Origin of the sequence: Streptomyces sp. NPDC059008 (genome assembly GCF_042749045.1) — a bacterium.
Taxonomy (GTDB): domain Bacteria; phylum Actinomycetota; class Actinomycetes; order Streptomycetales; family Streptomycetaceae; genus Streptomyces.
Genome location: NZ_JBHYJC010000005.1, coordinates 125,059 through 149,868, shown reverse-complemented (window position 1 = coordinate 149,868; position 24,810 = coordinate 125,059). Strand labels below are relative to the sequence as shown.

Sequence of the window (24,810 nt, the reverse complement as noted above, 5' to 3'; positions counted from 1 at the left end):
GTGTGACCGCCACCGGAGAGATCAGGCAGACCGCACCGGGGAGAGGTCAGGCAGACCGCACCGGCTGCTCCAGCCAGTCGTACGCGGCCCGTGCCGTGAACTCCCCCTGACCGCCCTTGAACAGCAGCCCGGCCCGCGCGAAGGCCGGGTCGTCGGCGGTGGCGGCCACATACGGGACGGCGATGCACCGCATACCCGCCCGCTGAGCGGCGAGCGCACCGGGCGCCGCGTCCTCCAGCACCACACACTCCGCCGGCTCGACACCGAGCCGGCGCGCGGCCTCCAGGAACACATCCGGCGCGGGCTTGCCGTGCGCCACTTCCTCGGCCGACACCAGCGTGGTCAGCAGCGCGTCGAGCCCCGTACCGGCCAGCACCGCCTCGATCGCGGCCCGCGACGAACCGGACGCCACCGCCATCGGGTGCCCGGCCGCGGCCAGCCGCTCGACGAACGCACGCATCTCCGGGAAGACCTCGGTGTGCGCCCGCGCCAGCTCCAGATACGTGCGGTTCGTGCCGGCCAGCAGCTCCTCGACCGGCGCGTCGATGCCCAGCTCCCGGCTGAGGATCTCCAGGGTCTCGCGGGTGCCGATGCCGATGAAGCGGGTGTGCTGCTCCCAGCTGAAGTCCGCCAGGCCGTAGCCGGCCAGCAGCCGGCGCCCCGCCTCGTAGTAGTTCGGCTCGCTGTCCACCAGCGTGCCGTCGAGATCGAAGATCACCGGAGTGCGCCGGGCGGCGGTGCCGGGTGTGACCTGGGAGGCGGGGGAGGCGCTCATGCCCTCCAGCATGCCAAGGCGCCGCGGCCCGCCCCGGACGGCCGCGGCTCAGCGCGGCCTCGCGGCTCCCCCCACCGATTCGACCAGCGGCAGCATCCGATGCGGCACGCGCTCGCGCAGCGCCATCTCCGTACGGGTGCGGACCACGCCCGGCAGGCTGATCAGCCGCTGGATCACATCCTCCAGGTGCGCCGCGTCCCGGGCGACCACCCGGGTGAGCAGGTCCCCGCCACCGGTCGTCGAGAACGCCTCGATGATCTGCGGCACCTCGGCCAGCGCGGCGGCGACCTCCTCCAGATGCCCCTGGGTGACCTCGATGTGCACGAAGGCCAGAACCGGGTGGCCCAGCGCGGCGGGGGAGAGCCGGGGGCCGTACGCGGTGATCACGCCGTCCCGTTCGAGCCGGTCCAGCCGGGCCTGGACGGTGCCCCGGGCCACCCCGAGCAGCCGGGCGTACTCCCGCACGCTGGTACGCGGCTGCTCCAGCAGCAGCCGGAGGATCTTGGCATCCAGGGCGTCCACGGGCATGGTCCAACGGCCCCCTCTCGGTCGGCGAAATCTCCTGCCGAATGTACCAATGGCCCAGTCGACACAGAGACGGTTGAGCCAGCTGCCCTGTCGGTGCTTATCTCTTCCACAGATGGCGTTGCAGGGCTGCGCCCGACCGGCAAGGGAGCCGGTACGGACCCCCGCAGCGCCTTTGTCTTGCCCGCCGGCAGGGGTGTGCCGCGGCGCGTCGCATCGGGCCGGATCGAACCGGAGCAGAAGGGGGCGGTTTCCGCACGTGAAGAGGATCTTTGTGGCACCGGACCCGGGCCGGCTGCGCCTGCGTACGTCCCTGCGGGCCGTCCTGGGGATCGCGCTCGCCGTCACCGCCGCAGAACTGGCCGGGCTCCCGCTGCCGGCCTCGATCCTCGGCGGTCTCGCGGCGCTCCTGGCCCTCTTCACCGTCGGCGACCCGACCGTCCGCGGCCAGGCCGGCACCACCGCCCTGCTGCCGGTCGTCGGGCTGCCCGTCCTCGCCCTCGCCACCACCCTGCACGAGCTGCCGACGGCGCGGGACGCGGTCTTCCTGCTCGTGGTCTTCTGCGGGGTCTACGCCCGCCGCTGGGGGCCGCGCGGCCAGGCACTGGGCATCTTCGCGTTCATGATGATCTTCGCGGCGCAGTTTCTGCACGCCGTTCCCGCGCAGCTGCCGCAGCTCGCCGCGGCGGTGGCGCTGGCACTCGTCGCGAGCAGTACGGTCCGCTTCGGCCTGTGGTGCCTGGAGCGGCGCACCCCGCCGCCGGCCGCCCCCGCGCCGCTCGTGAGCCGCGGTCTCGCCCGCCCCACCACCCGGCTCGCCGTCCAGAACACCCTGGCCTGCGCGCTCGCCCTCGCGGTCGGCCAGGCGGTCTCCAGCGAACGCTGGTTCTGGGCCGTGGGCACCGCCTGGTGGATCTTCGTCAACACCTCCTCCCGCGGGGAGACGCTGGTCCGCGGCTTCCGCCGGGTGGTGGGCACCGTCGTCGGCATCGCGGCCGGCCTGGTGGTCGCCGTCCCGCTGCACGGCGCCGCCGCCCCCACCGCCGCCCTGGTCGCCGTCTGCGTGTTCGGCATCTTCTACACCGCGGGCCCCTCGTACAGCTGGATGATGTTCTTCGTCACCGTCATGGCCGGGCTGCTGTACGGCCTGCTGGGCGTGCTGCACCCCGGACTCCTCGCGCTGCGCTTCGAGCAGACTCTCGTCGGCGCGCTGGGCGCGGCGCTGGCCGTCGCGCTGGTGCTGCCGGTCACCACGCACGCCGCGACCGACGCCTGGATCCAGCGCGCCGTGCGGTGCGTCCGCGACTGCACCGCCGCCTCCGCCCGCCGGCTGGCCGGCGATCTGCACGCCGACCCGTCCCCGCACGTCGCCGAGCTCGAACTGCTGCTGGCACGGGTGCGGCTCTCGCTCGCCCCGCTGCTGCATCCGCTGAACCCGTTGCGGCACCGCAAGGCCCGGGCCCGCCAGGTCATGACCCACCTCGACGACTGCGCCGCGCAGGTCCGGGGCCTGGCCGAGGTGGCCGCCGACCCGGCCGCCTCGCACGACGCCCGGCTGACCGCCGCCTGCCAGCGCGTCGAGGCCGTCGTCGGCACTCTCTTCGCGCCCGGCGCCGAGCCCGCCACCACCCCCGAGACCCCCGCCGCCACCGCGCACCACCACCCCGGCGCCGAACGCGCCCTGGCGCATCTGCACAGCCTGGAGTCCGCCCTCACCGCCCTCGCCCATCCGGTGCGCAGCTCACCGCGGGCACCGTTCGCGGCGTCCTGAGACCGCGCCGGGGCCGCTGGCCGCCGCATTCCGGCCATCGCCCAGGACACCCCGGCCGCGGCTGTTAGCGTCGCCGGAGCACCTCAGGCGGGCGGACGAAGGGCGGACCAGTGGGGACCAGCGACAGCGGCCGGCGGGCGTACATCGGCTCCTTCACCACCGCCGGCGGCCCCGGGATCACCACCGCGGCCGTCGACCCGGAGTCCGGGGCGCTCACCCCGCTGCACTCCACCGACGCCCTCGCCAACCCCTCCTACCTGGTCCCGAGCCCCGACGGCCGCCACCTCTACGCGGTCAGCGAGACCACCGACGGCGCCGTGGCGGCCTTCGCCCTCACGCCCCGAGGGCCCGAGCTGCTCGCGCCCGCCGTCCCCGTGGACGGCGCCGACCCCACCCACCTCACCCTGGCCGCCGGCCACCTCGTCACCGCCAACTACAGCTCCGGCAGCGTCAGCACGCTCCCCGTACGGGCCGACGGCTCGCTCGGCGGCCCGGCCACCGTGCTCTCCCACCACGGCAGCGGCCCGCGGACCGACCGCCAGGAGGGCCCGCACGCGCACGCCGTGCTGGCCGCCCCCGGCGCGGGCCGGCTGCTCAGCGTCGACCTGGGCACCGACTCCGTCCGGATCTGCGCGCTCGGCACCGACGGGGCCCTGGCCCTGCACGACGAGGTACGGCTGCGGCCCGGCAGCGGCCCGCGCCACCTCGCCTTCCACCCGCGCGGCGACCGCGCCTACGTCATCAACGAACTCGACCCGACGGTGACGGTCTGCCGCTGGGACGCCGAGGGCGGCGCGCTGACGCCGCTGGGGGAGACCCGTCTCCTCCCGGACGGGGCCGAGGCGGCGGGCACCTTCCCCTCCGCTCTCGTGCTCTCCACGGACGGCCGGTTCGCCTGGGCCGCCAACCGGGGCCACGACAGCATCTCGGTCCTCTCCCTCGACGCCTCCGGCGACACCGCGACCCTCGTCACGACCGTCGCCTGCGGCGGCCACTGGCCCCGCGATCTGGCACTCGCGCCCGACGGCCGGCACCTCTACGCGGCCAACGAGCGCTCCGGCGACGTCACCTGGTTCACCGTCGACCCGCGGAACGGCATCCCGGTCCGCGGCGGCGCCGTCCGGGCACCGGCCGCCTCCTGCGTCGTCTTCGTCTGAGGACTGCCCACGGGGCGGCTCACCCCTCGGGGAAGCGGCCGCCGAAGTACACCTGGACCTCGGCGATCCGGCCGTCGCGCACCGTCTGCACCTCGACGTTGCGATGGCGCTCGCCGGTCTTCAGCTCGTAGGCGTAGCGGACGTAGACCTGGTGGTCGTCGATGTCCGCCGTGTCGAGGATCTCCTGCCGGCGCAGCCGGTCCGCGGTCGGGAAGCAGACCCGGAGGAAGGCGGCCTTGTCGAGGTGGTCGTCCTGGGGGCTGGTGAAGACGAAGTCGTCGGCGAGCAGCCCGTCGATGGCTTCGCGGTCCTGGGCGAGGTAGGCGGCGAAAGCCGCGCGGACGATGTCGATGTTCGTCATGAACGTCCTTCCCAAGGCTCTGTGGGGCTCTCTGGCGAGCGTAGAGCCGCTCGCCCGCCCGAAGCGCGACCGATGCGCTCGCGGGCCGCCTGACGCCCGTCTGCGCCGCTCGGAGGGGAGTCGGGGCGCCCACCGCGGCCGGGAAACGCGCAGGGCCGCCCCGCGCACTGCGCGAAGACGGCCCTGACGAGGCGATCGTTGCCCCTGGCGGCGCCTGCCCTAGCGGACCGGCGCCCCCTGCGCCTGCGTCGGCAGGGTGATGCCCACCGCCGCCGCGTAGTTCGACAGCACCAGCCGGCCCACCGCGCCGTAGGCGCCCAGCGCCTCGGCCGACGCACAACCCGCCTCCGCCGCGGCCGCCCCCACAAGGCCGTCGGCGATCTCCGGGCCGATCAGGTACGGGGCCAGCGCCAGCTGCTGCGAACCGGAGCCGCGCAGCTGCTCGGCCGTACGGGAGATGGCGCCCTCCTCGTCCAGCGCGGCGGCCAGCACGGGCACCGCGAGCCGGGCGGAGAGCAGCATGCCGGTGATCCCGGCGGCCTGCACGGCCTCCTCGCCGCCCACGGTGGCCAGGATGATGCCGTCCGCGGCCGTGGCGACCGTGAACAGCCGGGCACGGTCGGCGCGCGCCAGACCGGCCTCGGAGAGCCGGACGTGCAGCGCCTCGGCGAGCAGCGGGTGCGGACCCAGGACGTCGGTCAGCTCGGCGCCGGAGCCGCTGTTCATCATCGCCTGGCGTATCCGGCGCAGCAGGGCGCTGTCCGGCCCGGCCAGCAGCGGCACGACCACCGCGGCGGGACCCGGGTCGGGCTGCCCGGCGGCGTCGGCACGGGCCTTCTGCTCGGCCGCCGCGTGCGCCAGCACGGCCTCCAGCGACGGGAACTCGTCGTCGCCGCCGTCCACGTAGCCGATCCGGGCGTCGAGGCCCGGCAGTTCGGAGCGGGCGATGCTGGAGACCTCCTCCGCCAGGCTGCGGGAGGCGGAGGTGGGGGTGCCGGGCACGGCGAGCACCAGGGCGGGTGCGCCCTCGGGTGCGGCGAGCGGCTCCGGCTTGCGGTGGCGGCCGGACTGCCGCGCGCGCGGCATTCGTACAGGCAGGCCGGGTGCGGCTCCAGGGCTCGGGGGTGCGGCGTCAAAATCGTGCGAGCCAGGTGCGGGCCCAGTGGGGGAACTCATGGCGCCGCATGCTAACGCCTCGGACCGCCCCCGCGCGGAGGGAGGGTTCGGTGCCGAGGTATCCGTCCCGTTTTATCCCGCGCGTCATGGTGGTGCTACCCCGGCGCAGGCCGTGTGATCTGCAACAACTTCACATCCGTGGGCAACAGCAGGCGGTCGCCGGCCAGCGCGGCGGCGACCGCCAGCGCCCCGTCGAGCGGGCTCCCGGAAGCGTCCGCGAGGCGGGCGCCCGGGAGCCGTTCGGCGAGCGCCGAGCGCAGCGGAGTCAGCAGTGGCGCGCCGATCCCGAACAGCCCACCGGTGCAGGCCACCACGCGGCCGGCGCCCGGCGGGCAGACCGCGGCCGCGGCGTCGGCGAGGTGGCCGGCGGCGGCCCGCAGGATGCCGAGCGCCACCGCCTCGTCCTCCCGGGCGCAGCGGGCCACCTCGGGGGCGAACGAGGCCAGTACGGCCGGCCGGTCCGGGCGCGGGTAGAGCGCGCCGGGCAGCCCGTCGACCGGCCCGAACACCGCTTCGGCGCGCGCCAGCAGGGCGGCCGAACCGCCGGGCCGCCCGTCGTGGGCGCGCAGCGCGGCCTCCAGACCGGCCCGGCCGATCCAGGCGCCGCTGCCGCAGTCGCCCAGCAGATGGCCCCAGCCGTCCGCGCGCCGCCACCCGCCCGCCGCGGTCAGGTCGGTGCCCACGGCGATCACGCCGGTCCCCGCGGCGACCACGGCGCCCGGCCGCTGGCCCAGCGCCCCCGCGTACGCGGTCACCGCGTCCGCCGCGAGCGCGAGCGAGCGCACCCCGAACGCGGTGGCCAGCGCGGCCGGCAGCCGGGCGCGCAGCTCGTCGCCCAGCGACGCCATACCGGCCGCGCCCACACACGCCGCCGTGAACCCGTCCGCGCCCACTTCGTGCGCCAACTTCTCGGCGGCGGGAAGGAGTTGGGACAGCAGATGTGCGGCGTCGATACCGGCGGGGCCGGTGTGCACCGGCTCGTCCGAGGTGTACGAGGCCAGCGGCCGCGCCTCGGCGTCGTCGGCGCGGGCCACGGCGATCCGCAGCCCCGAGCCGCCCGAGTCCACGCCGAGGACATGGCCCCGCCGGGTCCCGATCGCGTCCGGGCCGCGGCCCCGGGGCTCAGCCAAAGCCGCGGGCGTCCTGCTTGAGGGCGGTGTCGACGGTCAGGGCCGTGGCGACGACCAGGCTCAGCAGCGGGTCGGGCAGCTGATGGTGGATCTGCAGGACGTAGTTGTCCGCGGTCGTGAACATCGTCTTGGCCAGGCCCTCCCAGGTCTTGGTGATCCGGGCGACCTCGGTCTCGGCGTGGTCCACGATCGCGAAGTTCCAGGCGCGCCAGTTCTCGGCCTTGATGGCGCCGATCTGCTGGCCGTTGACCATCATCGCGAAGTTGATCTTCCCGATGGCGTTCTGCTGCACGATCTCGCCCACCGGCGAGCCGTCCGGACGCTCGACGATCACCTTGGACTTGATGAACTTCGCGGGCCGGGTCAGCACCAGCTGCGGCTGGCCGTAGCCGTCCCGGATCTCCAGCTTGTGGGTCATGTACTGATCGAGGCTGGAGACGACCCGCAGGACCTTCTTGGCCGTGCTCTGGCCGACCTGGACGACCGTGCCGATGGTGTTGCCGTGCTGGTCGAAGACGCTGTACTCGTTGGTGACCTCGATCAGCTTGGCCTTCTGGTTGACCACCAGCACCGGCTCGGTGAACAGCGTGCCGCCGCCCGGACCGCTGGGCGCCACCCCGGCCTGCTGCTGTACCTGCTGCTGCACGGCGCCCGGGTGCGCGCCCTGCGCTCCCGGCATCGGCTGCTGACCGTAGGGCTGCTGCGCCGGCATGCCGGGCGCCTGCTGGCCCGGCATCTGCTGGGGGTGGCCGTGGCCCTGCTGGCCGTACGGCGCGCCGCCCTGCTGCTGACCCGGATACGGGGCGGCCTGCGCCGCCGGCTGCTGCTGCGGCGCGAACTGCGCGGGCGCCTGCTGCCCGGCCGGCTGCTGCTGCGCGGGCTGCTGGGGGCCGGGCTGAGCGGCCTGGGCCTGGGCCGGGGCGGCGGCCTGCTGCCCCGGGTGTGTGTGCTCCGTCCACTGGGACCCGTCCCACCAGCGAAGTTGGTGGGGGGTGCCCTGCGGGTCGGCGTACCAACCCGCAGGGATGTTCGCATTCGTCATGCGGGGCACACTATCGTCGCCCACTGTCAGGGCAGCCTCCAGTCGACGGGCTGTGCGCCCTGTCGGGCCAGCAGGTCGTTCACCCGGCTGAACGGCCGCGAGCCGAAGAAGCCCCGGTCGGCCGACATGGGGGAGGGGTGCGCGGACTCGACGGCCGGCAGATCGCCCAGGAGCGGCCGCAGATTGCGCGCATCGCGCCCCCACAGCACCGACACCAGCGGACGGCCGCGGGCGACCAGCGCCCGGATGGCCTGCTCGGTGACCTCCTCCCAGCCCTTGCCGCGGTGTGCGGCGGGCTTGCGGGGCGCGGTGGTCAGCGCTCTGTTCAGCAGCAGTACGCCCTGGCGGGTCCAGGGGGTCAGATCGCCGTTCGACGGCCGGGGCAGGCCGAGGTCGGAGTGCAGCTCGCGGAAGATGTTCTCCAGGCTTCCGGGCAGCGGGCGGACGTCGGGTGCCACCGAGAAGCTGAGCCCGACCGCATGCCCCGGTGTGGGGTAGGGGTCCTGTCCGACGATCAGCACCCGCACCTCGTCGAAGGGCTGTTGGAAGGCGCGTAGCACGTTGTTGCCGGCCGGCAGATAGGTCCGTCCCGCGGCGATCTCCGCCCGCAGGAAGTCGCCCATCGAGGCGATCCGGTCGGCTACGGGCTCAAGTGCCTTGGCCCAGCCTGGTTCGACGATGTCTTGGAGAGGTCGCGCAGCCACGGGATCACCCTACTGGCCGAGGGCCGCTCCCCCTTAATCGATGGCCTGTGCTTGCGCAGGGCGGGCCGCGGAACTCCTCTGCCGCCCGGCCGCGTTCTCCGTTCATGCGACGACTGCCGCCCGCACGCACAGCACATCCGGCAGATGGGCGGCGAGCTGCTGCCAGCTGTCGCCGTCGTCCGCGCTGGCGTACACCTCGCCGTTGCGATTGCCGAAATACACTCCCGCGGGGTCGTTGTCGTCGACCGACAGCGCGTCCCTGAGCACCGTGCCGTAATGCTCCTGGGCCGGCAGGCCCTCGCTGAGGGGCTCCCAGCTCCGGCCGGCGTCGGTCGTGCGGAAGACCCGGCAGCGGTGCTGGGCCGGCACCCGGTCGATGTCCGCGGTGATCGGGAAGAGGTAGGCGACATCGCCTCGGTGCGGATGCGCGGCCACGGCGAAGCCGAAGTCCGAGGGCAGCCCGCCGCCGATGTCCGTCCACCGGGCGCCGGCGTCATCGCTGCGGTAGACGCCCCAGTGGTTCTGCAGATACAGGCGGTCGCGGTTCACCGGGTCCTGCGCGATCTTGTGCACGCACTGGCCGAACTCGGGGTGGTGGTCCGGCAGGAAGACCGCCTGGACGCCCTTGTTCGACGGCGCCCAGCTGGCGCCGCCGTCGAGGGTGCGGAAGACGCCGGCCGCGGAGACCGCGACCGTCACCGCGTCGGCGTCCCGCGGGTCGGTGACCACCGTGTGGACCGCCAGGCCACCGCCGCCGGGCACCCATCTCCCGCGGCTGGGGTGGTCCCACAGCGCCCGGACGAGCTCGAAGGTCTCGCCGCCGTCCTCGGAGCGGAACAGGCCGCCGGGCTCGGTGCCCGCGTACACCACGTCGGGGGCGGCCGGGCCCGCCGGATGCAGCTGCCACACCCGCTCCAGTGAAGTGCCGGTGTGCCGGGGGTACTTGATCGCCGGGCGGGAGGGCTCCTGCCAGGTGTCGCCCAGGTCGTCGGAGTGGAAGACGGACGGGCCCCAATGGGCGCTGTCGGCGCCGGCCAGCAGCCGGGGCGTCGCACGGCGGCTGTCGATCCCGAGGGAGTACACCGCCTGTGAGGGGAAGAGGGGGCCGCTGAATTCCCAGTCGCCGTGCCGCCGCCGGCCGGTGAAGAGCCCTTTGCGGGTGCCCACCGCGAGTAGTACGTCGGTCATTGCCGGAACACCTCCGGGACGCCGTTGTCTCAGACAGTGGCAAGTCTGCACCCGGCCACTGACAACGGCGTCCCGGCGGCTGTTCGCGCAGGTCACACGGAGCGGTGCGGTATCCGCTCACACGGTGCGGTGCGGCATCGGCCGCGCCGCGGCGCCCCCCCGCCCGCACCGTCCCCGCGCCCCGTCAGACGGCGCGGTGGTACTGCTGCGGAACCCGTATCTCCGCGCCCAGCTCCCGCGCCGCGTGCTGCGCGAAGCTGGGGGTGCGCAGCAGTTCGCGGCCCAGTAGTACGGCGTCGGCCTGGCCGTCCGCGACGATCTTCTCGGCCTGCCGCGCCTCGGTGATCAGCCCCACGGCGCCCACGGCCAGACCGGCCTCCTTCTTGACCCGCTCGGCGAACGGCACCTGGTAGCCCGGCCCCGTGGTGATCTTCGCGTCCGGTGTGTTGCCGCCCGTGGAGGTGTCCAGCAGGTCGACGCCGTGCTCCTTGAGGTCGCGGGCGAAGCGCACGGTGTCGTCGGCGGTCCACCCCTCGCGGTCGTCGCTCTCGTCCTCGGTGAGCCAGTCGGTCGCCGAGATCCGGAAGAAGACCGGCAGCTCGTCGGACCAGACCTCGCGCACCGCGTCCACGACCTCCAGCGCGAACCGCGTCCGGTTCTCGTAGGAGCCGCCGTACTCGTCGGTGCGCCGGTTGGTGAACGGCGAGAGGAACTGGTTGATCAAGTAGCCGTGGGCGCCGTGGATCTCGGCCACCTCGAAGCCGGCGTCCAGCGCCCGCCGGGCCGTCGCCCCGAACCGCGCGACGAGCTCGCGGATCTGCTCCACGGACAGCGCGGAAGGAGTGGCGAACCCCTCGCCGAACGGCAGCGGGCTCGGCCCGACCGGCTCCCAGCCGTGTCGCCGGCCGGGAAGGAGCGGGCCGCCGCGGTCCACCCAGGTGCGCTCGGTGGAGGCCTTGCGGCCGGCGTGGGCGATCTGGATTCCCGGGACGGTCCCCTGCGCCTTGAGGAAGGCGGTGATGCGGCGGAAGGCCTCGGTCTGGGCGTCGTTCCACAGCCCGAGGTCGTACGGGCTGATCCGCCCCTCGGGGCTCACCGCGGTCGCCTCCGTGAGGATCAGGCCCGTCCCGCCCGCGGCCCGTGCCGCCAGGTGCTGGAAGTGCCAGTCGCCGGGCACGCCCTGCGCCGGGCCCTCGGGATCCGCGGAGTACTGGCACATGGGCGCCATCCAGAGGCGGTTCGGGATGGTCAGCGAGCGAAGGGTGAGGGGTTCGAACAGTGCGCTCACGGCAGGCTCCTGTGCGTGGGGAGGAGCGGGCTCCGGTCGGGCCCGCACTCATACGATAAGCGTCGTACTACGGTGGATGTCAAACTACGATGCTTCTCGTACAATGAGCGGGCGGACGATGAACGCACGGGGGAGGGCGCCGCGCCGATCCGAGTCCCGCAGACCAGTCAGGAGCCGTCATGCCGACCGATACGACGCCGACGGGCGCCCCGCCGGGCGCTCGTTCGCTGGAGCACCCGGCCCGCGAGGACATCAGGCTCACCGACGTCCTGCACGCCCTCGCCGACCCGATGCGGCTGCGCATCGTGTGCACCCTGGCCGCCGCCGACGGCGAGCTGAACTGCGCGGACATCGAGCTCCCGGTGAGCAAGTCGACCTGCACCCACCACTACCGGGTGCTGCGCGAGCACGGCGTCATCCAGCAGCTCTACCGCGGCACCGCCAAGATGAACCGGCTGCGCGAGGCCGACCTGGAGGCGCTCTTCCCCGGCCTGCTCGACGGCGTCCTGCGGGCGGCGGAACTGCAGTCCCGCCGCCTCGGCGAGCCGTAGCCGCCCGCCGACCGCCGGCCGGAACGGTCAGCCGGTCACGTCCGCCGAGTGGGCGGCCTCCAGCAGCCCTTGCCAGTCCGGCAGTTTGACGGTGCCGCGCCCCAGGCCGCGTCCCCACTCGGCCTCCGCGGCCTCGATGGCCAGCCAGCCCGGCCACGGGACCGGCCGCTGTCCGGCCCGGGTCAGTGCGGCCATCGGATCCTCGGCCGTGGCGCGCTCCGCCAGCGTCGCGGCGTCGGCCAGGAGCGACAGCGCGGTCTCCTTCGCGCACGGCCGGTTGGTGCCGATCACCCCCGTGGGGCCCCGCTTGATCCAGCCCGCCACATACACGCCGGGCAGCGGTGTCCCGTTGCGCAGCACCCGGCCCTCCTTGTGCGGCACCGTTCCGGTCGCCTCGTCGAACGGCAGGCCCGGCTGCGGCGTTCCCCGATAGCCGACCGAGCGCAGCACCAACTGGGCCTCGATCTCCTCGAATTCACCGGTCCCCGTGACGCCGCCGTGGCCGTCGGGCGCGGTCCGCTCGAACCGCACCGCGCGCACCCCGGTGGCGTCCCCGAGCACCTCCACGGGGCGCAGGAAGAACCGCAGATGGATCCGCCGCCCGTGCTCCTGCGCGGGGGCCGGGTCCGCCGGGCGCTCGGCCCAGCCGCGCAGCACCTCGACGTTGCGCCGGCCCACCGCGGGTAGCTCCGCGGGGTCGCGGTACGCCGGGTCCAGCGCCAGTTCGTCGGGCCGGACGAGCACCTGCGTGCCCGGAAGCGAGCCCAGCTCCCGCAGCTCCTTGGTGGTGAACTTGGCCTGCGAGGGCCCGCGTCTGCCGATCATCCAGACGTCCTCGACGCGGCTGTCCGCGAGCGCGCCGAGCGGCCCCTGCGGCATGTCGGTGGCCGCGAGTTCGGCGGCCCGGCGCGAGAGCATGCGGGCCACGTCCACCGCCACGTTCCCCACGCCGATCACGATGGCGGACCGTGCCGCGAGGGCGAAGCGGGTCGAGGCCGCGTCCGGATGCGCGCTGTACCAGGCGACGAACTCGGTGGCCGGATGGCTGCCGGGCAGGTCCTCACCGGGGATGCCCAGGTGCCGGTCGGTGGCGGCGCCCACGCAGAACACCACCGCGTCGAAGATCTCCCGCAGCTCCTGGACGCCCAGTCCCGGTGCCCCGACCTCCACATTGCCCAGGAAGTGCACCCCGGGGTGCTCCAACACCGTACGCAGATTGTTCTGCAGCGATTTGATCTTCTCGTGGTCCGGTGCGACGCCGTAGCGCACCAGACCGTACGGGCAGGGCAGCCGGTCCAGGACGTACACCTCGATGTCCGGTACGGTCTGCTGCTCGATCAGGGACTGGGCGGTGTAGACACCGCTGGGCCCGGAACCGATCACTGCGACACGAAGCACGAGTGGCCCCTTCCGCGGGTTACCCCCAGGATCGCACCGGCGGGCGCGCGGCGGGAGATGCGCTATCGGGGTTGCTCCCGTTGGGATGAGCGTGCCGCGCCACTGGCCCGGGTGGGCTGGAGGCTAGGTTTTCAAATGTGTCGGAAAGTGACTTTTATACCGTTAATCACCGATATGAAGCCCAGGGCGCGCCACAGGAGTGGCCCACGTGGGAGCTGCGGGGGCATGGCACGGCCGCGCCCGTTCCCGGACCCGCCGCCCCGGACGAGGCGACCGGAACCGACGGCCGCGGGTGCCCGCCGCCCCGGCTCGATCCCCTGGGCCCCTGGTGCAGCGCCCGGCTGACCTTCGCCGACGGCGCGCGGATCGATGTCCTTGTGACGGTCTCCGACGACCACATCACCGTCGAGGACGTACGGGCCGACCCGCCGCTGACCCCGGACGGCCTCGCCGACCTGGCCCGCTGGATCGAGGGCCCCCTCGACGACGCCTTCCGGACGGCTACCGGACGGCCGCGGAAGACCCGGCCCGCGCCCCGGCAGCCCGGTCCGGCGGCCACCTCGCCGGAGCGGGCCGGCGGGACGACGGCCGGATCCGCGGACGAGCCGGCGGCCGGTCCGGCGCGCGCGACGGTGACGGGCGTGGCACACGGGGCGGTGACCGGCGGCCCGGCGCCGGAGCCGCCGAACGGGGCGGCGCCGCGGGAGGAGCCGGCGGAGCCGCTGCCGGAGGCGGCGCGGGAGCCGGCGGGCGAGTCGGCGTACGGGCCGGCCCCGGAGCCGGCGGGCGCCGGAGCCGAGGTGGCGCAGGGGGCGGCCGCGGAGGGCGCGGTGCAGCCGGCGGCCGAGGCGCCGGGGCCGGGGGAGGGGCCCGAGGAGCATGCCCGCTCCGCCCTGCTCGCCCGCTCGCGGGCCGCCGAGCGCCGCAGGCTCGCCGCGGACGCCTACCGCCAGGCCCAGCGGGAGGGGCGCGATCCGGTGCTGGCGGTCATGCTGGCCACCGGCCGCAACCGCCGAAGATCGCTGCGACTGATCGCCGGCGCCCGCGACGAAGGCCTGCTGACGCCACGTCACAACAAGCGCTGAACAACAAGCGCTGACCCGCGCATCCACCCGCACGGACGTTCCGACACGCCGCGTCCCGACCGCGCGGCCCGCCCCGCGTCCGTCGCGACGCCGCCCGCCACCGGCCGCAGCCGGCCGTCCCCGCCGCGCCTACCGCGGCGCCGCCCGCATCCGCTCCATCCGTCCGATCTCGGCGCTCTGCTGCGCGATGACATCGTTGGCCATCTCTTCGACGAGCGTGTTCCGGCCCCCGGAGAGCACCTCGGTGGCCATGGTGACCGCGCCCCGGTGGTGGGCGATCATCAACGTCAGGAAGAGCGCGTCGAACTTCGCTCCGCGCGCCGCCCGCAGTCGTTCGAGCTGAGCGGCACCGGCCATTCCGGGCATGTCCCCGTGGTGGTGGCCGGCCTCCGTGCGCGGCCCGCCATGGCCGCTCAGCCAGCCCTTCATCGCGCCGATCTCTGGCCCCTGGGCGGCCGCGATCCGCGCCGCCAGCCGCTCGACCCGCGCATCGGCGGCGTACCGCTCGGCCAGGGCCGTCATCACCAGCGCCTGCTGATGGTGCGGGATCATCATCTGGACGTAGTCGAAGTCGGCGGAGTTGGGGGCGTCGTCGCCGCGTGCCTTCCTGGCCTCGTCGGCGGTGAGCACCTTCGCCGGCTCCCCCGGTCTGCCCGGTGCCACCACCTGGGGGCCACGGCTCCGGCTCGCCCTGGTGGCGCCGCCCTCGGACGAACAGCCGCTCAGTACAAGGCAGACGGCCAGCGCCGAGCCGGCCGCGGCGAGGCCGGGCACTCTCCTGGGGCGCTCTCTCCTGGGACGCGTCAACGCACACACTCCTGTCCGTCGGACCATCCAAAGGGCCCTGGCCGCCCCGCCCTTGCCGGGAGAGCCACCGGCCCCACTAGGGCGTTACATGTTCGTTGCCTTCTATTGATATGTACATGAGCAGCGCGATACTGCCGGGGCCAAGAACCGTTCACATCGGAACGGACTCCAAGGGAGGACCCTGTGACGTCGTTGCACAGACCCCGCGTGCGGCGCAGATCCCTCGGCGCGGCGGCCGCGGCCCTCGGGCTCGTGGCCGCCCTCTTCATGGCCCAACCCGCGGCCGCGACCCCCGACCCGGGGGACCACCCCGCCGCGGCCAAGGAGGTCGGCCCCGACCAGGCGGCGGACACCCGGGCCGCGATCAGGAACGGCGAGATCCCCGGCAAGGACGAGGTCGTGCACAGCGACAACGTCCGCCATCTGGCCAACATCCCCAAGCAGGCGCTCCTGGGCACCAATTCCGACCTCGCCTTCCAGGGGAAGTACGCCTTCGCCGGCAACTACGACGGCTTCGTCGTCTACGACATCTCCCGCCCCGAGGCGCCCAGGACCGTGAGCCAGGTGCTCTGCCCCGGATCGCAGAACGACATCTCGGTCTCCGGGGACCTGCTCTTCCTGTCCACGGACTCCTCGCGCACCGACGACTCCTGCAGCAGCACGCCGCAGCCCGCGACGGAGAAGTCCTCCTGGGAGGGCATGAAGGTCTTCGACATCAGCGACAAGGCGCACCCCAGGTACGTCGCCGCCGTCGAGACCTCCTGCGGTTCGCACACCCACACGCTGGTCCCCGAGCGCCGGAACGTCTACCTCTACGTCTCGTCGTACGCGCCCAGCGCGACCTTCCCCGACTGCCGGCCGCCGCACGACGGGATCTCCGTCATCAAGGTGCCGCGCGCCGCCCCCGAAAAGGCCGCCGTCGTCGACTTCCCCGTCCTCTTCCCGGACGGCGGCAACCCCGGCGGGCCGACCAACCCCGGCGTGGTGCAGACCACCGGCTGCCACGACATCACCGCCTTCCCGAAGCTGAAGCTGGCAGCGGGCGCCTGCATGGGCGACGGTGTGCTCATCGACATCGCGGACCCGGCCGCGCCCAAGGTCATCGACCGGGTCCAGGACAACGTCAACTTCTCCTTCTGGCACTCGGCCACCTTCAACGAGCGGGGAAGCAAGGTGGTGTTCACCGACGAGCTGGGCGGCGGCGGCGCGGCCACCTGCAACGACCGGGTCGGTCCGGACCGAGGTGCCGACGGCATCTACGACATCACCGGCAAGGGCACCCACCGCAAGCTGGCCTTCAAGAGCTACTACAAGATCCCGCGCCACCAGGCCGACACCGAGAACTGCGTGGCCCACAACGGTTCGCTGATCCCCGCCAAGGGCCGCGACATCATGGTCCAGGCGTGGTACCAAGGCGGCGTCTCCGTCTGGGACTTCACCGACTCCGCCCACCCCAGGGAGATCGGCTACTTCGAACGCGGCCCGATCTCCACCGACTCACTCGTCTCCGGCGGCGCGTGGTCCGCGTACTACTACAACGGCCACATCTACTCCAACGACATGGCCAAGGGCTTCGACGTCCTCGCGATCGACGACCGCCTGACGGACAGCGCCAAGTCGGTCCGCATGAGGGAGCTCAACGTCCAGACCCAGCCCGACTACCGCTGACGCGTCAAGGCACCGCGTCCGCGTCCCGCCGGGCGGCTCAGTCGTCCGGCGGGAAGCCCGACTCCCGGTCCAGCCCGTAGCGCTGGAACAGCTCGGCCCGCAACCGGGCCCGCGGCATCGGTGCCCCCGGCAGCAGCATCGGCACCACCGAACCCATCAGCAGCGCCCGCAGCAGCGGATAGTCGGCGTCGGGATCCGTCGATCCGTACGCCACGACCGTCTCGCGCAGCAACTGGGCCAGCCGCTGCTGCTCGGGGCACTGGATGAACCCCTCGGCCGTCAGTATCCCCGCCATGTGCGTACGCATCAGCAGCGGGCGATCGTGCGCGAGCCCCAGGATCGCGTCGATGGCCCGTGCCAGCAGCTCCCGTCCCGCGTCCGGCCCGCTCGGCCGGGGCTCGCGCTCCAGCGCGGCCTGCAGGGTCAGATGCATCAGCCGGTGCACGGCGGACTGCAGCAGCTGGCGCTTACCGGGGAAGTAGTACGAGGCCAGCCCACGTGCCGTCCCGGCCCGCTGTGCGATGTCCCCGAGCGTGGTCGCCTCGTACCCGCGTTCCCCGACCAACTCGACCGCCGCCTGCAGCAGACGCTCGCGGGAGCGCCGCCGCAATTCTTCATTGACCGATGCGCTGCGGGGGGACATCCTGTAACTCCTGCGTTGACTGGCTGGGAGCCAATATACTCAGCGCGGCTCCGGATGTCCGTTCTCGGGCGGATTCCGGTCAGACTGCCTGATTCGGGCGAAACGGGGGATCGTCCGAATCGGGCTGCATCAGCCGGTCTACCTGGTGTTATGCGTCAGGCAGGCCGGCTGAGCGCACATCCGGGGCGCATCCGGCGCACTTCCGAGAACGTCCTCTCGGCCTCGCGGTGCCCTGATCTTCGTCCGGAAACGGATACGCGTGCGCATCCATCGCGACCTCGACGGTGTCGCCGAGACGTGCGGCCATGGCCTTGGGCCCGGCCTGGTGTACGAGGAGCACGCTCGCGGAGGCGTGCCGCAAGGTGTGCATGCCGGTCTTCTTCGGCGGTGCCGCTTTCCTGACGGCCTTGGCCACAGGACCTTGGCGAACATGGGTCGGTACTGCGTCGAACGCCGCGTCGCGGTAAACGACTGCGCCCCGGTGTCAAAAAACTCATCACGCGTATAGCGGCAGTGTCGAGCGTGCCGCCGGAAGCAGCAGTGTCCCAACGCTCAACGCCCGCAGGCGAAGCCGAAGTGACCGAACTGCCGATACCAAACCTCTGTGTTGCTGATCGGCGCCACGAGTTCCGTGTCCGCCGCCCGGAACGCGACCGTCATAGCGCCCTCCCGCCGCGCGTTGGGCCTCTGTATGGGCCAAGTGGCGCCGGCTTCGAGGCCGAGAGACCATGGTCGTTGGGGGATTCACATGCCCTTGACCATGGGAGCGTAGCCATGAAAGCAAAGCCCGCCTGCGGGCCGGAACGCGACCCCGAGTTTTTCGAAGAACTCGACAAATTGTTGGCCCGGCACCCCGAAGCCGCTCGTAGGTATGGGGTGTCTTGTATGAGGGCTGAGCTCGACATACTGAAGATCGACTTCGATAAGCAAGTAGGGGTGTCACGTATCGAGGACGGTCGGATCGTCACGGAGTTCTACGATCGGGACGACGACATCGTGCGTAGCGCACATCACGCCTGCTGTAAGTGGGTTGACCACAAGTGCGTGTGGATATGCCCGGAGTGAACCTCCGCGTTCGACGCTTGGGAGCGTGGTCATCAAAGCAAAGCCCGCCTGCGGGCCGGAATGCGACCCCGAGTTTTTCCGTGAAATCGACAAGAGGCTGACGTCTAAAGGAGCCGCACCGGCCCATCAACGTACGGCAGTTGGTGGTTGACGACGCCGCGACTCTGCAAAGGGGGCGCTGCCCCCTGTCGGACGGAGTGGCGTCCGGGACGCGATCGATGTAGAGGTAAGGTAACCCTAAGTCGATCGCTCATGGTTCGGAGTCCGCCCGTATGTCAGCACCCGTGCCGCCCCAGGGCACCCCACGCCATCCACCTCGGCTGGCGCGTCCCCACGCGCTTGCGCGCCTCGCGCGGCCCGGTTTCCTGCCGGCCTCGCCGGGGGAGGTCGAGGAGTTCTGGGCCGGCGTCCGCCGCCGTGGCACCCCGCTCGTCACGCCCGACCCCGCGGGCAGCGAAGAGCACGCGGCCGTGACGTACCTGTGGCGCGGCACGCCCGCCACCCGCCGGGTGCAGGTGATGCCGAACAAGCTGGCCGATCCCCGGGTGCCCGAGGGCAATCTCATGGAGCGCCTCCCGGGCACCGACGTCTGGCACTGGACGGTCCGGCTGCGCCGCGACTGGCGCGGCACCTACGACCTCCATGTCGACGAAGGCGGCGGTCCCGACCCGGGCGACCCCGCCTACTGGCAGTGGCTGCGCACCCAGATCCGCGCCGATCCGTACAACTCCCGTACGCTGCCGCGCCGTTGGAGCGGTGATCCGGTCGCGTACGCCGAGCTTCCGGGTGCGCCGGACGCGCTGGACTGGGCGCCGAGGAAGGGCGTGGCCCGTGGCACGGTGCGGGACTTCCAGGTGCCGAGCCGGCACCTGGGCGGGGAGCGTCGGGTGTGGTTGTACCGGCCGGCGCTCGAAGCGCCCCAGCCGCCGGAGCTGCCCGTCCTCGTGCTGCTCGACGGTGAGCACTGGCAGCCGCGGCTCGGTGTCGCGCACCTCCTGGACAACCTCATCGCCGACGGCCGGATCCCACCGCTCGCCGCCGTCCTGCCGGAGTCCGTGGACGCGTCCGCCCGCTGGGCGGAGCTGACCTGCCGTCCGGAGTTCGTGGCCTTCCTCGCGGACGAACTGCTGCCCTGGGCGGCCGCGCGGCTGCCGATCACCCAGGACCCCGCGCGGACGGTGGTCGCCGGGCAGAGCCTGGGTGGGCTCACCGCCGCCTACGCGGCGTTCACGGCCCCGCACCGCTTCGGCAACGCCCTCGCCCAGTCCGGCTCGTTCTGGTGGCCCGACGGCCCGGAAGCGGAGTGGCTGACCGGCCGCCTCGCCGACTCGCCGCGGCTGCCCGTGCGCTTCTGGCTCTCCTTCGGCGAGCAGGAATGGGTGGCCCTGCCCGCCGCCCGGCGGCTGCGGGACACCCTCGCCGCCGCCGGCTACGAGGACGCCGTCTACCGCGAGTTCAACGGCGGTCACGACTACCTGTGCTGGCGCACCGAGCTGGCCGACGGCCTGGTCGGGCTGCTGTCCGGCAAGAGTTGAGTGGGCCCGTGGCGGGGGGGGGCTGTACGGCCGCCCCCCGCCACGGCGCCCGTGGTTATCCCGTGTCGCGGCCTTCGGGCCCCGGGCCGAACGGAGCCGGGCGACCGGACCGCGACGTCATGCGTCGAGCTCCTTCAGACGAGCCGCCAGCACGGCGCCGATCTCGTCGAGCTGCCGGTCCTGCATCAGCTGCGGATGGGTGCAGTCCAGATCCCGGTTGGTGATCGTGCCGCTCACATGCGGCCGCCACGCCTCGCAGGTCAGCCAGTCCTCGGCGCGCGGCGCGGCGGCCGTGAAGAACAGCAGGTCGCCCCGGTAGGCACGGTGGCGGTGCGCGCGCATCATGCGCGCGTGGTTCGGCACGATGTCGACGATCTTCGCGAGGGTGTGGTCGGTGAGCCCGGCGAGCGGACTGCCCGCCCGGCGCAGGGTGGCCAGCACATCGTCGCGGGTGCGCTCGTCGGTACGGTCGAAGCCCGCCATCCGCAGCACCGCGGTGAGCGCGTCGCCCTCCTCGGGTGCGGGCCGCTCGCGCCACTGCTCGGCCGGGAACGCGTCGAGCAGCGCGAGCAGGGCGACCTCCTCCCCGGCCTCCTGGAGCAGCACGGCGACGGTGTGCGCGAGGACGCCGCCGACGGACCAGCCCAGGAGGCGGTACGGGCCGTGCGGCTGGACGGTGCGCAGATGCCGCACATAGTCGGCGGCCTGCTCCTCCAGGGCGACCGGCAGCGGCTCGTCACGGACCAGACCGCGCGCCTGGACGCCGTAGAAGGGCTGGTCCGGGCCGAGGCGGGCGGACAGGCCCGCGTAGCACCAGGCGATGCCGCCGGCGGGGTGGAAGGCGAACAGCGGGGGCCGCTCGCCCGCACCGCGCAGCGGCAGCAGCACATCCAGGGCGTCCTCGGCCGCCGGACCCGAGCCGTCGAGCCGGGCGGCGAGCGCGGCCGGCGTCGGCGCCTCGAAGAGCGAGCCGATCGTCAGCTCGGTGCCCAGCGCCTCACGAACCCGCGCCACCAGCCGCACGGCGAGCAGGGACGTGCCGCCCAGGTCGAAGAACGCGTCGTCGGGACCGGCCCGTTCGACCCCGAGCACCTCGGCGAAGAGACGCGTCAGGGCCTCCTCGCGCGGACCCGACGGGCGCCGCGCGCCCGCGCCGCCGGTGAAGACCGGGGCGGGCAGCGCGCGGCGGTCCAGCTTGCCGTTGGGGCTCAGCGGGAAGGCGTCGAGGGCGACGACGGCCGCCGGAACCATGTGCTCGGGCAGGAAGCGGGCCAGCCCGGCCCGTACGGCCGCGGGGTCCGCGCCGCCGGTCACATAGCCCACGAGCCGCGGGCCGGCCGATCCGCTCCCGTCCCCGTCGTCCTCGCGCACCAGCGCACAGGCGCCGTCCACACCCTCCTGCGCCGCCAGCGCGGCCTCGATCTCGCCGAGTTCGATGCGCTGGCCGCGCAGCTTCACCTGGTCGTCGGTGCGGCCGAGGTACTCGACCTCGCCCTGCTCCGTCCAGCGCGCCAGGTCGCCGGTGCGGTACATCCGTCCGCCGGGCGGCCCGAACGGGTCGGCGACGAACCGGGAGGCGGTCAGCTCGGGACGGTGCAGATAGCCGTCGGCGAGCTGCCGCCCGGCCAGGTACAGCTCGCCGGGGACACCCGGCGGACAGGGCCGCAGCGCCGCGTCGAGCACGTACAGGCGGGTGTTCCACACCGGCTTGCCGATCGGCACCGGACCGTCGCCGTGCGGCGCGCACGTGTGGTGGGTGACGTCGACGGCGGCCTCCGTCGGCCCGTAGAGGTTGTGCAGCGCGACACCGGGCAGCGCGCGGGCGAAGGCGTTCGCGGTCTCGCGGGGCAGGGCCTCGCCGCTGGCGAAGACCCGGCGCAGCCCCCGGCACCCGGCCGCGTCCGGCCCGGCCAGGAAGGCCTGGAGCATCGACGGCACGAAGTGGCAGGTGGTGACGGCCTGTTCGCGGATGAGGCGGGCCAGGTACACCGGGTCCCGGTGGCCCCCGGGCTCGGCGACGACCAGCGCCGCGCCCTCGCGCAGCGGCCAGAAGAACTCCCACACCGACACGTCGAACGACGACGGCGTCTTCTGCAGCACCCGGTCGGCGGCCGTCAGACCGTACTCGGCCTGCATCCACCGCAGGCGGTTGTCGATCGCGCCGTGCGGGACGACCACGCCCTTGGGACGGCCGGTCGAACCGGAGGTGTAGATGACGTACGCGGGGTGCGCGGGCGTCAGCGGGCGCCCCGGGGTGATGGCGAGGTACCCGCTCAGATCGAGCCCCTCCAGGGCGACCAGCGGAGTTCCGGGGCGCTCGGGAAGCCGTCCGGGGCGGTCGGTGACGGCGCACACGGGCGCGGCGTCGTCGAGCATGTACGCCAGCCGCTCCGCCGGATAGTCCGGGTCGAGCGGCAGGTACGCGGCACCGGCCTTCAGCACGGCGAGCAGGGCGACGACCAGTTCCACCGAGCGCGGCAGCGACACCGCCACCACCGCACCGGGCCGGGCACCGAGGGTCTGCAGGTGCCGGGCCAGGCGGTTGGCGCGGGCGTCGAGCTGCCCGTAGGTGAGCGAGGTCGCCCCGTACACCAGGGCGGTCGCGCCGGGGGTGCGGGCGGCCCGCGCCTCGATGGGCCCGATCAGGGTCGTCGGCGGCAGCTGCCGGTCGGTGCGGTTGAACTCCTCGACGACCAGGGCGTGTTCGGCGGGCGTGGCGATCCCGTGCGCGGTCAGCGGCAGGTGCGGATCGGCGGTGGCGAGCCGGTCCAGCAGATGCAGGAACCGCTCCTGGTGGGCGGCGAGTCCGGCGTCCTCGTACAGCGCCGGATTGCCGTCGTGATCGATGCGCAGGCCGCGTCCGTCGGCGCGGTCGTAGATGTTGACGGTCAGGTCGTCGACGGGCCCGGCGGACAGGTTCCCCGCCCGCGCCGGCGCGCCGGCGAACTCCACGCCGTAGTCGAAGGGCATGACGTTGACGAGCGGGCCGACCAGGGCGCGGCCCTCACCGAGCAGTCCCAGGTCGCGGCGGATGTCCTCGTAGCGGTAGCGCTGGTGGCGACGGACCTGCCGGATGCCGAGCACGACCTGCCGGACGAGTTCGGCGAAGGTGGCGTCGGGGGAGACGGTCAGCCGCAGCGGCAGGATGTTCATGACCATGCCGGGCACGCGCAGCGCGGCCGAGCCCAGCCGCCCCATCATCGGCAGCCCCAGTACGACGTCGGACCGGTCGGTCGCCCGGGAGGTGTAGAGGGCCTGCGCGGCGATCAGGACGTCCGGCCAGGTCGCGCGGAGCCGGGTGGCCAGTTCCCGGACGCCCTCGGTGGTCGCCGCGGGCAGGTGGGCGGTGCGGCGGCGGAACGTCCGCGCGGGCGCCGCGCCGCGGCCGGCCAGCCGTGGCACCTCGGGCCGGTCGGCGAAGGCGGCGGACCAGTGGGCGCGGTCGGCCGCGAAGTCCGCCGAGGAGCGGTACTCCCGGTCCTGGGCGACGAGGTCCGCCAGGGTGCCGAAGGGGCTCGGGCCCGGCTCCTGACCGCGCGCCAGCGCGCCGTACACCTCGGCGGTGCGGCGGACCAGGAGCGAGTAGCCGAAGCCGTCCATGACGAGATGGTGGATGCACTGGTACCACAGCCACCGTTCCTCGCCGACGCGGAACAGGGCGTGCCGGAACAGCGGGCCGTCCGACAGATCGAACGGTACGGCGAGGTCGGCGCGCAGCCATGCCCCGGCCGCTTCCTCGGCATCGTCCGCGGTGCGCAGATCGCGTACGGTCAGCGGCGGTTCGACCTCGTCCAGGACGTACTGGCGCGGCCCCTCCGGCGTGTCCTCGACGCGCACCACCCGCAAGGCGTCGGCCTCGGCGGTGACGCGGCGCAGGGCCCGGGCGAAGAGGTCCGGATCGAGCGGTCCGTCGATCTCCAGGCACTCCGCGGTGTTCTGTGCGGGACTGAGCGGATCGAGGGCCTGGGCGTACCACATGCCCGACTGGGCCGCCGTCAGCGGCAGCACGGTGCCCGCGGCGCCGGCCGGCTTCGGCCGGGCGCCGCCGGTGAGCAGGGCCGTCACGAGGTGACCCCCAGCAGCGGTGCCCAGGCGTCGATGGCGGGGCGCTCGGCGAGGTCCACGAACCCCGCCTCGACGCCGTGTTCACGACGCCAGCGCTCGACCAGCGACATGATCCTTATGGAGTCCAGCCCGTAGTCCACGAGGTTCTCGTCCAGGGGGATGTCGGCGGGCTCCTCGCCGAGGCAGTCGGCGACGTCCCTGCGGATCCGGTCCAAAGTCAGGGCCATGGCGGCTCAGACCTCCTTGAAGAGCGCGTCGGTGGTGGTGACGACCGCGCAGCGGCCGGCGGCCCAGCGCAGTGCCATGTCGTGGTCGTCGCGGGAGAAGTCGGCGACGGCGTCGGCGACGACGAACGCCTGGATGTCGCGCATCCACGCGTCGCAGGCGCTCATCAGCACCCCGATGTGCGCGTAGACGCCGACGATCACGAGCTGGTCGCGGCCGGTGTCGCGCAGCAGTGCTTCCAGTTCGGTGCGGACGAACGCGCTGTACTTCCACTTGGTCAGGACGGTGTCACCCGGCTCGGGCGCGATGGCCTCGGGCATGGCGAGGGCGTGCGGGTCGTCCGCGACGCCGGGGCCCCAGAAGTCGAGCTGCAGACCGCGTTCCTCGGGCGTCTGGCCGCCCCGCTGCGCCGAGTAGACGACGGGCACGCCGCGGCGGCGGCACTCCCGCGCCAGGCGCGCCGCGTTGTCGAGCATCCCGGTCACCGGCTGCTCGCCGGCCGGGAAGGCGTCGACGAAGTGGTGCTGCAGGTCGTGGACGAGCAGCACGGCGCGCGCGGGGTCCACGGTCCAGGCGACGCGGTTCGCGGGCAGCTCGTCCGCGGTCGGCAGCGGATAGGGGGCGATCGTGGGAAGCGCCATGGAAGAGGGG

General features: G+C 73.4%; 21 protein-coding genes and 1 pseudogene. 7 read left to right on the top strand and 15 right to left on the bottom strand.

The genetic code is table 11. The features are described 5' to 3' along the window. Positions 1-46: 46 nt before the first annotated feature. Together ACFWZH_RS09850 and ACFWZH_RS09845 are read right to left on the bottom strand one after the other, a co-directional pair. Entirely contained in the window at positions 47-775 is a 729-nt protein-coding gene (locus ACFWZH_RS09850) for an HAD family hydrolase (protein ID WP_384427562.1), read from the bottom strand. A gap of 48 nt (positions 776-823) precedes the next feature. Further along, entirely contained in the window at positions 824-1,303 is a 480-nt protein-coding gene (locus ACFWZH_RS09845) for an Lrp/AsnC family transcriptional regulator (protein ID WP_384427560.1), read from the bottom strand. Positions 1,304-1,568: 265 nt separating this feature from the next. On the opposite strand from ACFWZH_RS09845, the gene ACFWZH_RS09840 reads away from it, so the two are divergent. Next, positions 1,569-3,071: an FUSC family protein gene (locus ACFWZH_RS09840; protein ID WP_384427736.1), complete on the top strand. Its 1,503-nt coding sequence runs from the start codon at positions 1,569-1,571 to the stop codon at positions 3,069-3,071. A 110-nt stretch (positions 3,072-3,181) separates the two neighbouring features. Next, positions 3,182-4,228: a lactonase family protein gene (locus ACFWZH_RS09835; RefSeq protein ID WP_384427558.1), complete on the top strand. Its 1,047-nt coding sequence runs from the start codon at positions 3,182-3,184 to the stop codon at positions 4,226-4,228. Between the two features lie 19 nt (positions 4,229-4,247). Here ACFWZH_RS09835 and ACFWZH_RS09830 read toward each other — a convergent pair whose 3' ends face one another. The 7 genes from ACFWZH_RS09830 to ACFWZH_RS09800 form a co-directional block, all read right to left on the bottom strand. Further along, the gene (locus ACFWZH_RS09830) at positions 4,248-4,589 is read right to left on the bottom strand and encodes a nuclear transport factor 2 family protein (protein ID WP_384427556.1); all 342 of its coding nucleotides are present in this window, start codon (positions 4,587-4,589) and stop codon (positions 4,248-4,250) included. Positions 4,590-4,808: 219 nt separating this feature from the next. Beyond that, positions 4,809-5,765, bottom strand: a complete 957-nt coding sequence (locus tag ACFWZH_RS09825) for a sirohydrochlorin chelatase (RefSeq protein WP_384427554.1) — start codon at positions 5,763-5,765, stop codon at positions 4,809-4,811. 95 nt (positions 5,766-5,860) lie between these two features. Continuing rightward, positions 5,861-6,895 carry an N-acetylglucosamine kinase gene (locus ACFWZH_RS09820; protein ID WP_384427553.1) on the bottom strand — a complete coding sequence of 345 codons (1,035 nt, stop codon included), beginning with the start codon at positions 6,893-6,895 and terminating at the stop codon, positions 5,861-5,863. Beyond that, positions 6,888-7,937, bottom strand: a complete 1,050-nt coding sequence (locus ACFWZH_RS09815) for a phospholipid scramblase-related protein (protein WP_384427551.1) — start codon at positions 7,935-7,937, stop codon at positions 6,888-6,890. The genes ACFWZH_RS09820 and ACFWZH_RS09815 overlap by 8 nt, the downstream gene beginning before the upstream one ends. A 26-nt stretch (positions 7,938-7,963) precedes the next feature. Next, positions 7,964-8,641: a uracil-DNA glycosylase gene (locus ACFWZH_RS09810; protein WP_384427549.1), complete on the bottom strand. Its 678-nt coding sequence runs from the start codon at positions 8,639-8,641 to the stop codon at positions 7,964-7,966. A 102-nt stretch (positions 8,642-8,743) separates the two neighbouring features. Next, the gene (locus tag ACFWZH_RS09805) at positions 8,744-9,829 is read right to left on the bottom strand and encodes a WD40/YVTN/BNR-like repeat-containing protein (protein ID WP_384427547.1); all 1,086 of its coding nucleotides are present in this window, start codon (positions 9,827-9,829) and stop codon (positions 8,744-8,746) included. A 184-nt stretch (positions 9,830-10,013) separates the two neighbouring features. Then, positions 10,014-11,117 (bottom strand): NADH:flavin oxidoreductase/NADH oxidase, encoded by a 1,104-nt coding sequence (locus ACFWZH_RS09800; protein ID WP_384427545.1) that lies wholly within the window; start codon positions 11,115-11,117, stop codon positions 10,014-10,016. 179 nt (positions 11,118-11,296) lie between these two features. Here ACFWZH_RS09800 and ACFWZH_RS09795 point away from each other — a divergent pair, with 179 nt between their 5' ends. Continuing rightward, a complete protein-coding gene (locus tag ACFWZH_RS09795) occupies positions 11,297-11,668 on the top strand; it encodes an ArsR/SmtB family transcription factor (RefSeq protein ID WP_384427543.1) in 372 nt (123 codons plus the stop codon). 27 nt (positions 11,669-11,695) lie between these two features. Here ACFWZH_RS09795 and ACFWZH_RS09790 read toward each other — a convergent pair whose 3' ends face one another. Continuing rightward, positions 11,696-13,066 (bottom strand): FAD-dependent oxidoreductase, encoded by a 1,371-nt coding sequence (locus ACFWZH_RS09790; RefSeq protein WP_384427541.1) that lies wholly within the window; start codon positions 13,064-13,066, stop codon positions 11,696-11,698. A gap of 137 nt (positions 13,067-13,203) precedes the next feature. Here ACFWZH_RS09790 and ACFWZH_RS09785 point away from each other — a divergent pair, with 137 nt between their 5' ends. Continuing rightward, the gene (locus ACFWZH_RS09785; protein WP_384427539.1) at positions 13,204-14,151 is read left to right on the top strand and encodes a DUF6214 family protein; all 948 of its coding nucleotides are present in this window, start codon (positions 13,204-13,206) and stop codon (positions 14,149-14,151) included. Between the two features lie 129 nt (positions 14,152-14,280). Here the strand turns inward: ACFWZH_RS09785 and ACFWZH_RS09780 are convergent, their stop codons facing one another. Further along, positions 14,281-14,985 carry a DUF305 domain-containing protein gene (locus ACFWZH_RS09780; protein ID WP_384427538.1) on the bottom strand — a complete coding sequence of 235 codons (705 nt, stop codon included), beginning with the start codon at positions 14,983-14,985 and terminating at the stop codon, positions 14,281-14,283. A gap of 156 nt (positions 14,986-15,141) precedes the next feature. Between ACFWZH_RS09780 and ACFWZH_RS09775 the strand changes: the two genes are divergently transcribed. Beyond that, on the top strand, positions 15,142-16,626 hold the full coding sequence (locus ACFWZH_RS09775; protein WP_384427536.1) for an LVIVD repeat-containing protein: 1,485 nt from the start codon (positions 15,142-15,144) through the stop codon (positions 16,624-16,626). Positions 16,627-16,650: 24 nt separating this feature from the next. On the opposite strand, the pseudogene ACFWZH_RS09770 reads toward ACFWZH_RS09775, so the two are convergent. Beyond that, a pseudogene (locus ACFWZH_RS09770) lies at positions 16,651-17,269 on the bottom strand (TetR/AcrR family transcriptional regulator); the annotation flags it as partial. Positions 17,270-18,043: 774 nt separating this feature from the next. Between ACFWZH_RS09770 and ACFWZH_RS09765 the strand changes: the two are divergent. Both ACFWZH_RS09765 and fes read left to right on the top strand, forming a co-directional pair. Next, entirely contained in the window at positions 18,044-18,334 is a 291-nt protein-coding gene (locus ACFWZH_RS09765; RefSeq protein WP_384427534.1) for a hypothetical protein, read from the top strand. A gap of 272 nt (positions 18,335-18,606) precedes the next feature. After that, on the top strand, positions 18,607-19,869 hold the full coding sequence (gene fes, locus ACFWZH_RS09760; protein ID WP_384427532.1) for an enterochelin esterase: 1,263 nt from the start codon (positions 18,607-18,609) through the stop codon (positions 19,867-19,869). 117 nt (positions 19,870-19,986) lie between these two features. Here the strand turns inward: fes and ACFWZH_RS09755 are convergent, their stop codons facing one another. The 3 genes from ACFWZH_RS09755 to ACFWZH_RS09745 are packed head-to-tail and all read right to left on the bottom strand — an operon-like array spanning position 19,987 to position 24,800. Beyond that, positions 19,987-23,934 carry an amino acid adenylation domain-containing protein gene (locus ACFWZH_RS09755; RefSeq protein WP_384427531.1) on the bottom strand — a complete coding sequence of 1,316 codons (3,948 nt, stop codon included), beginning with the start codon at positions 23,932-23,934 and terminating at the stop codon, positions 19,987-19,989. Next, complete coding sequence (locus ACFWZH_RS09750) at positions 23,931-24,161, bottom strand: phosphopantetheine-binding protein (RefSeq protein ID WP_384427529.1); 231 nt, start codon at positions 24,159-24,161, stop codon at positions 23,931-23,933. Before ACFWZH_RS09750 ends, ACFWZH_RS09755 begins: the two co-directional genes overlap by 4 nt. 6 nt (positions 24,162-24,167) lie before the next feature. Then, positions 24,168-24,800: an isochorismatase family protein gene (locus ACFWZH_RS09745; protein ID WP_384427734.1), complete on the bottom strand. Its 633-nt coding sequence runs from the start codon at positions 24,798-24,800 to the stop codon at positions 24,168-24,170. Positions 24,801-24,810: the final 10 nt, after the last annotated feature.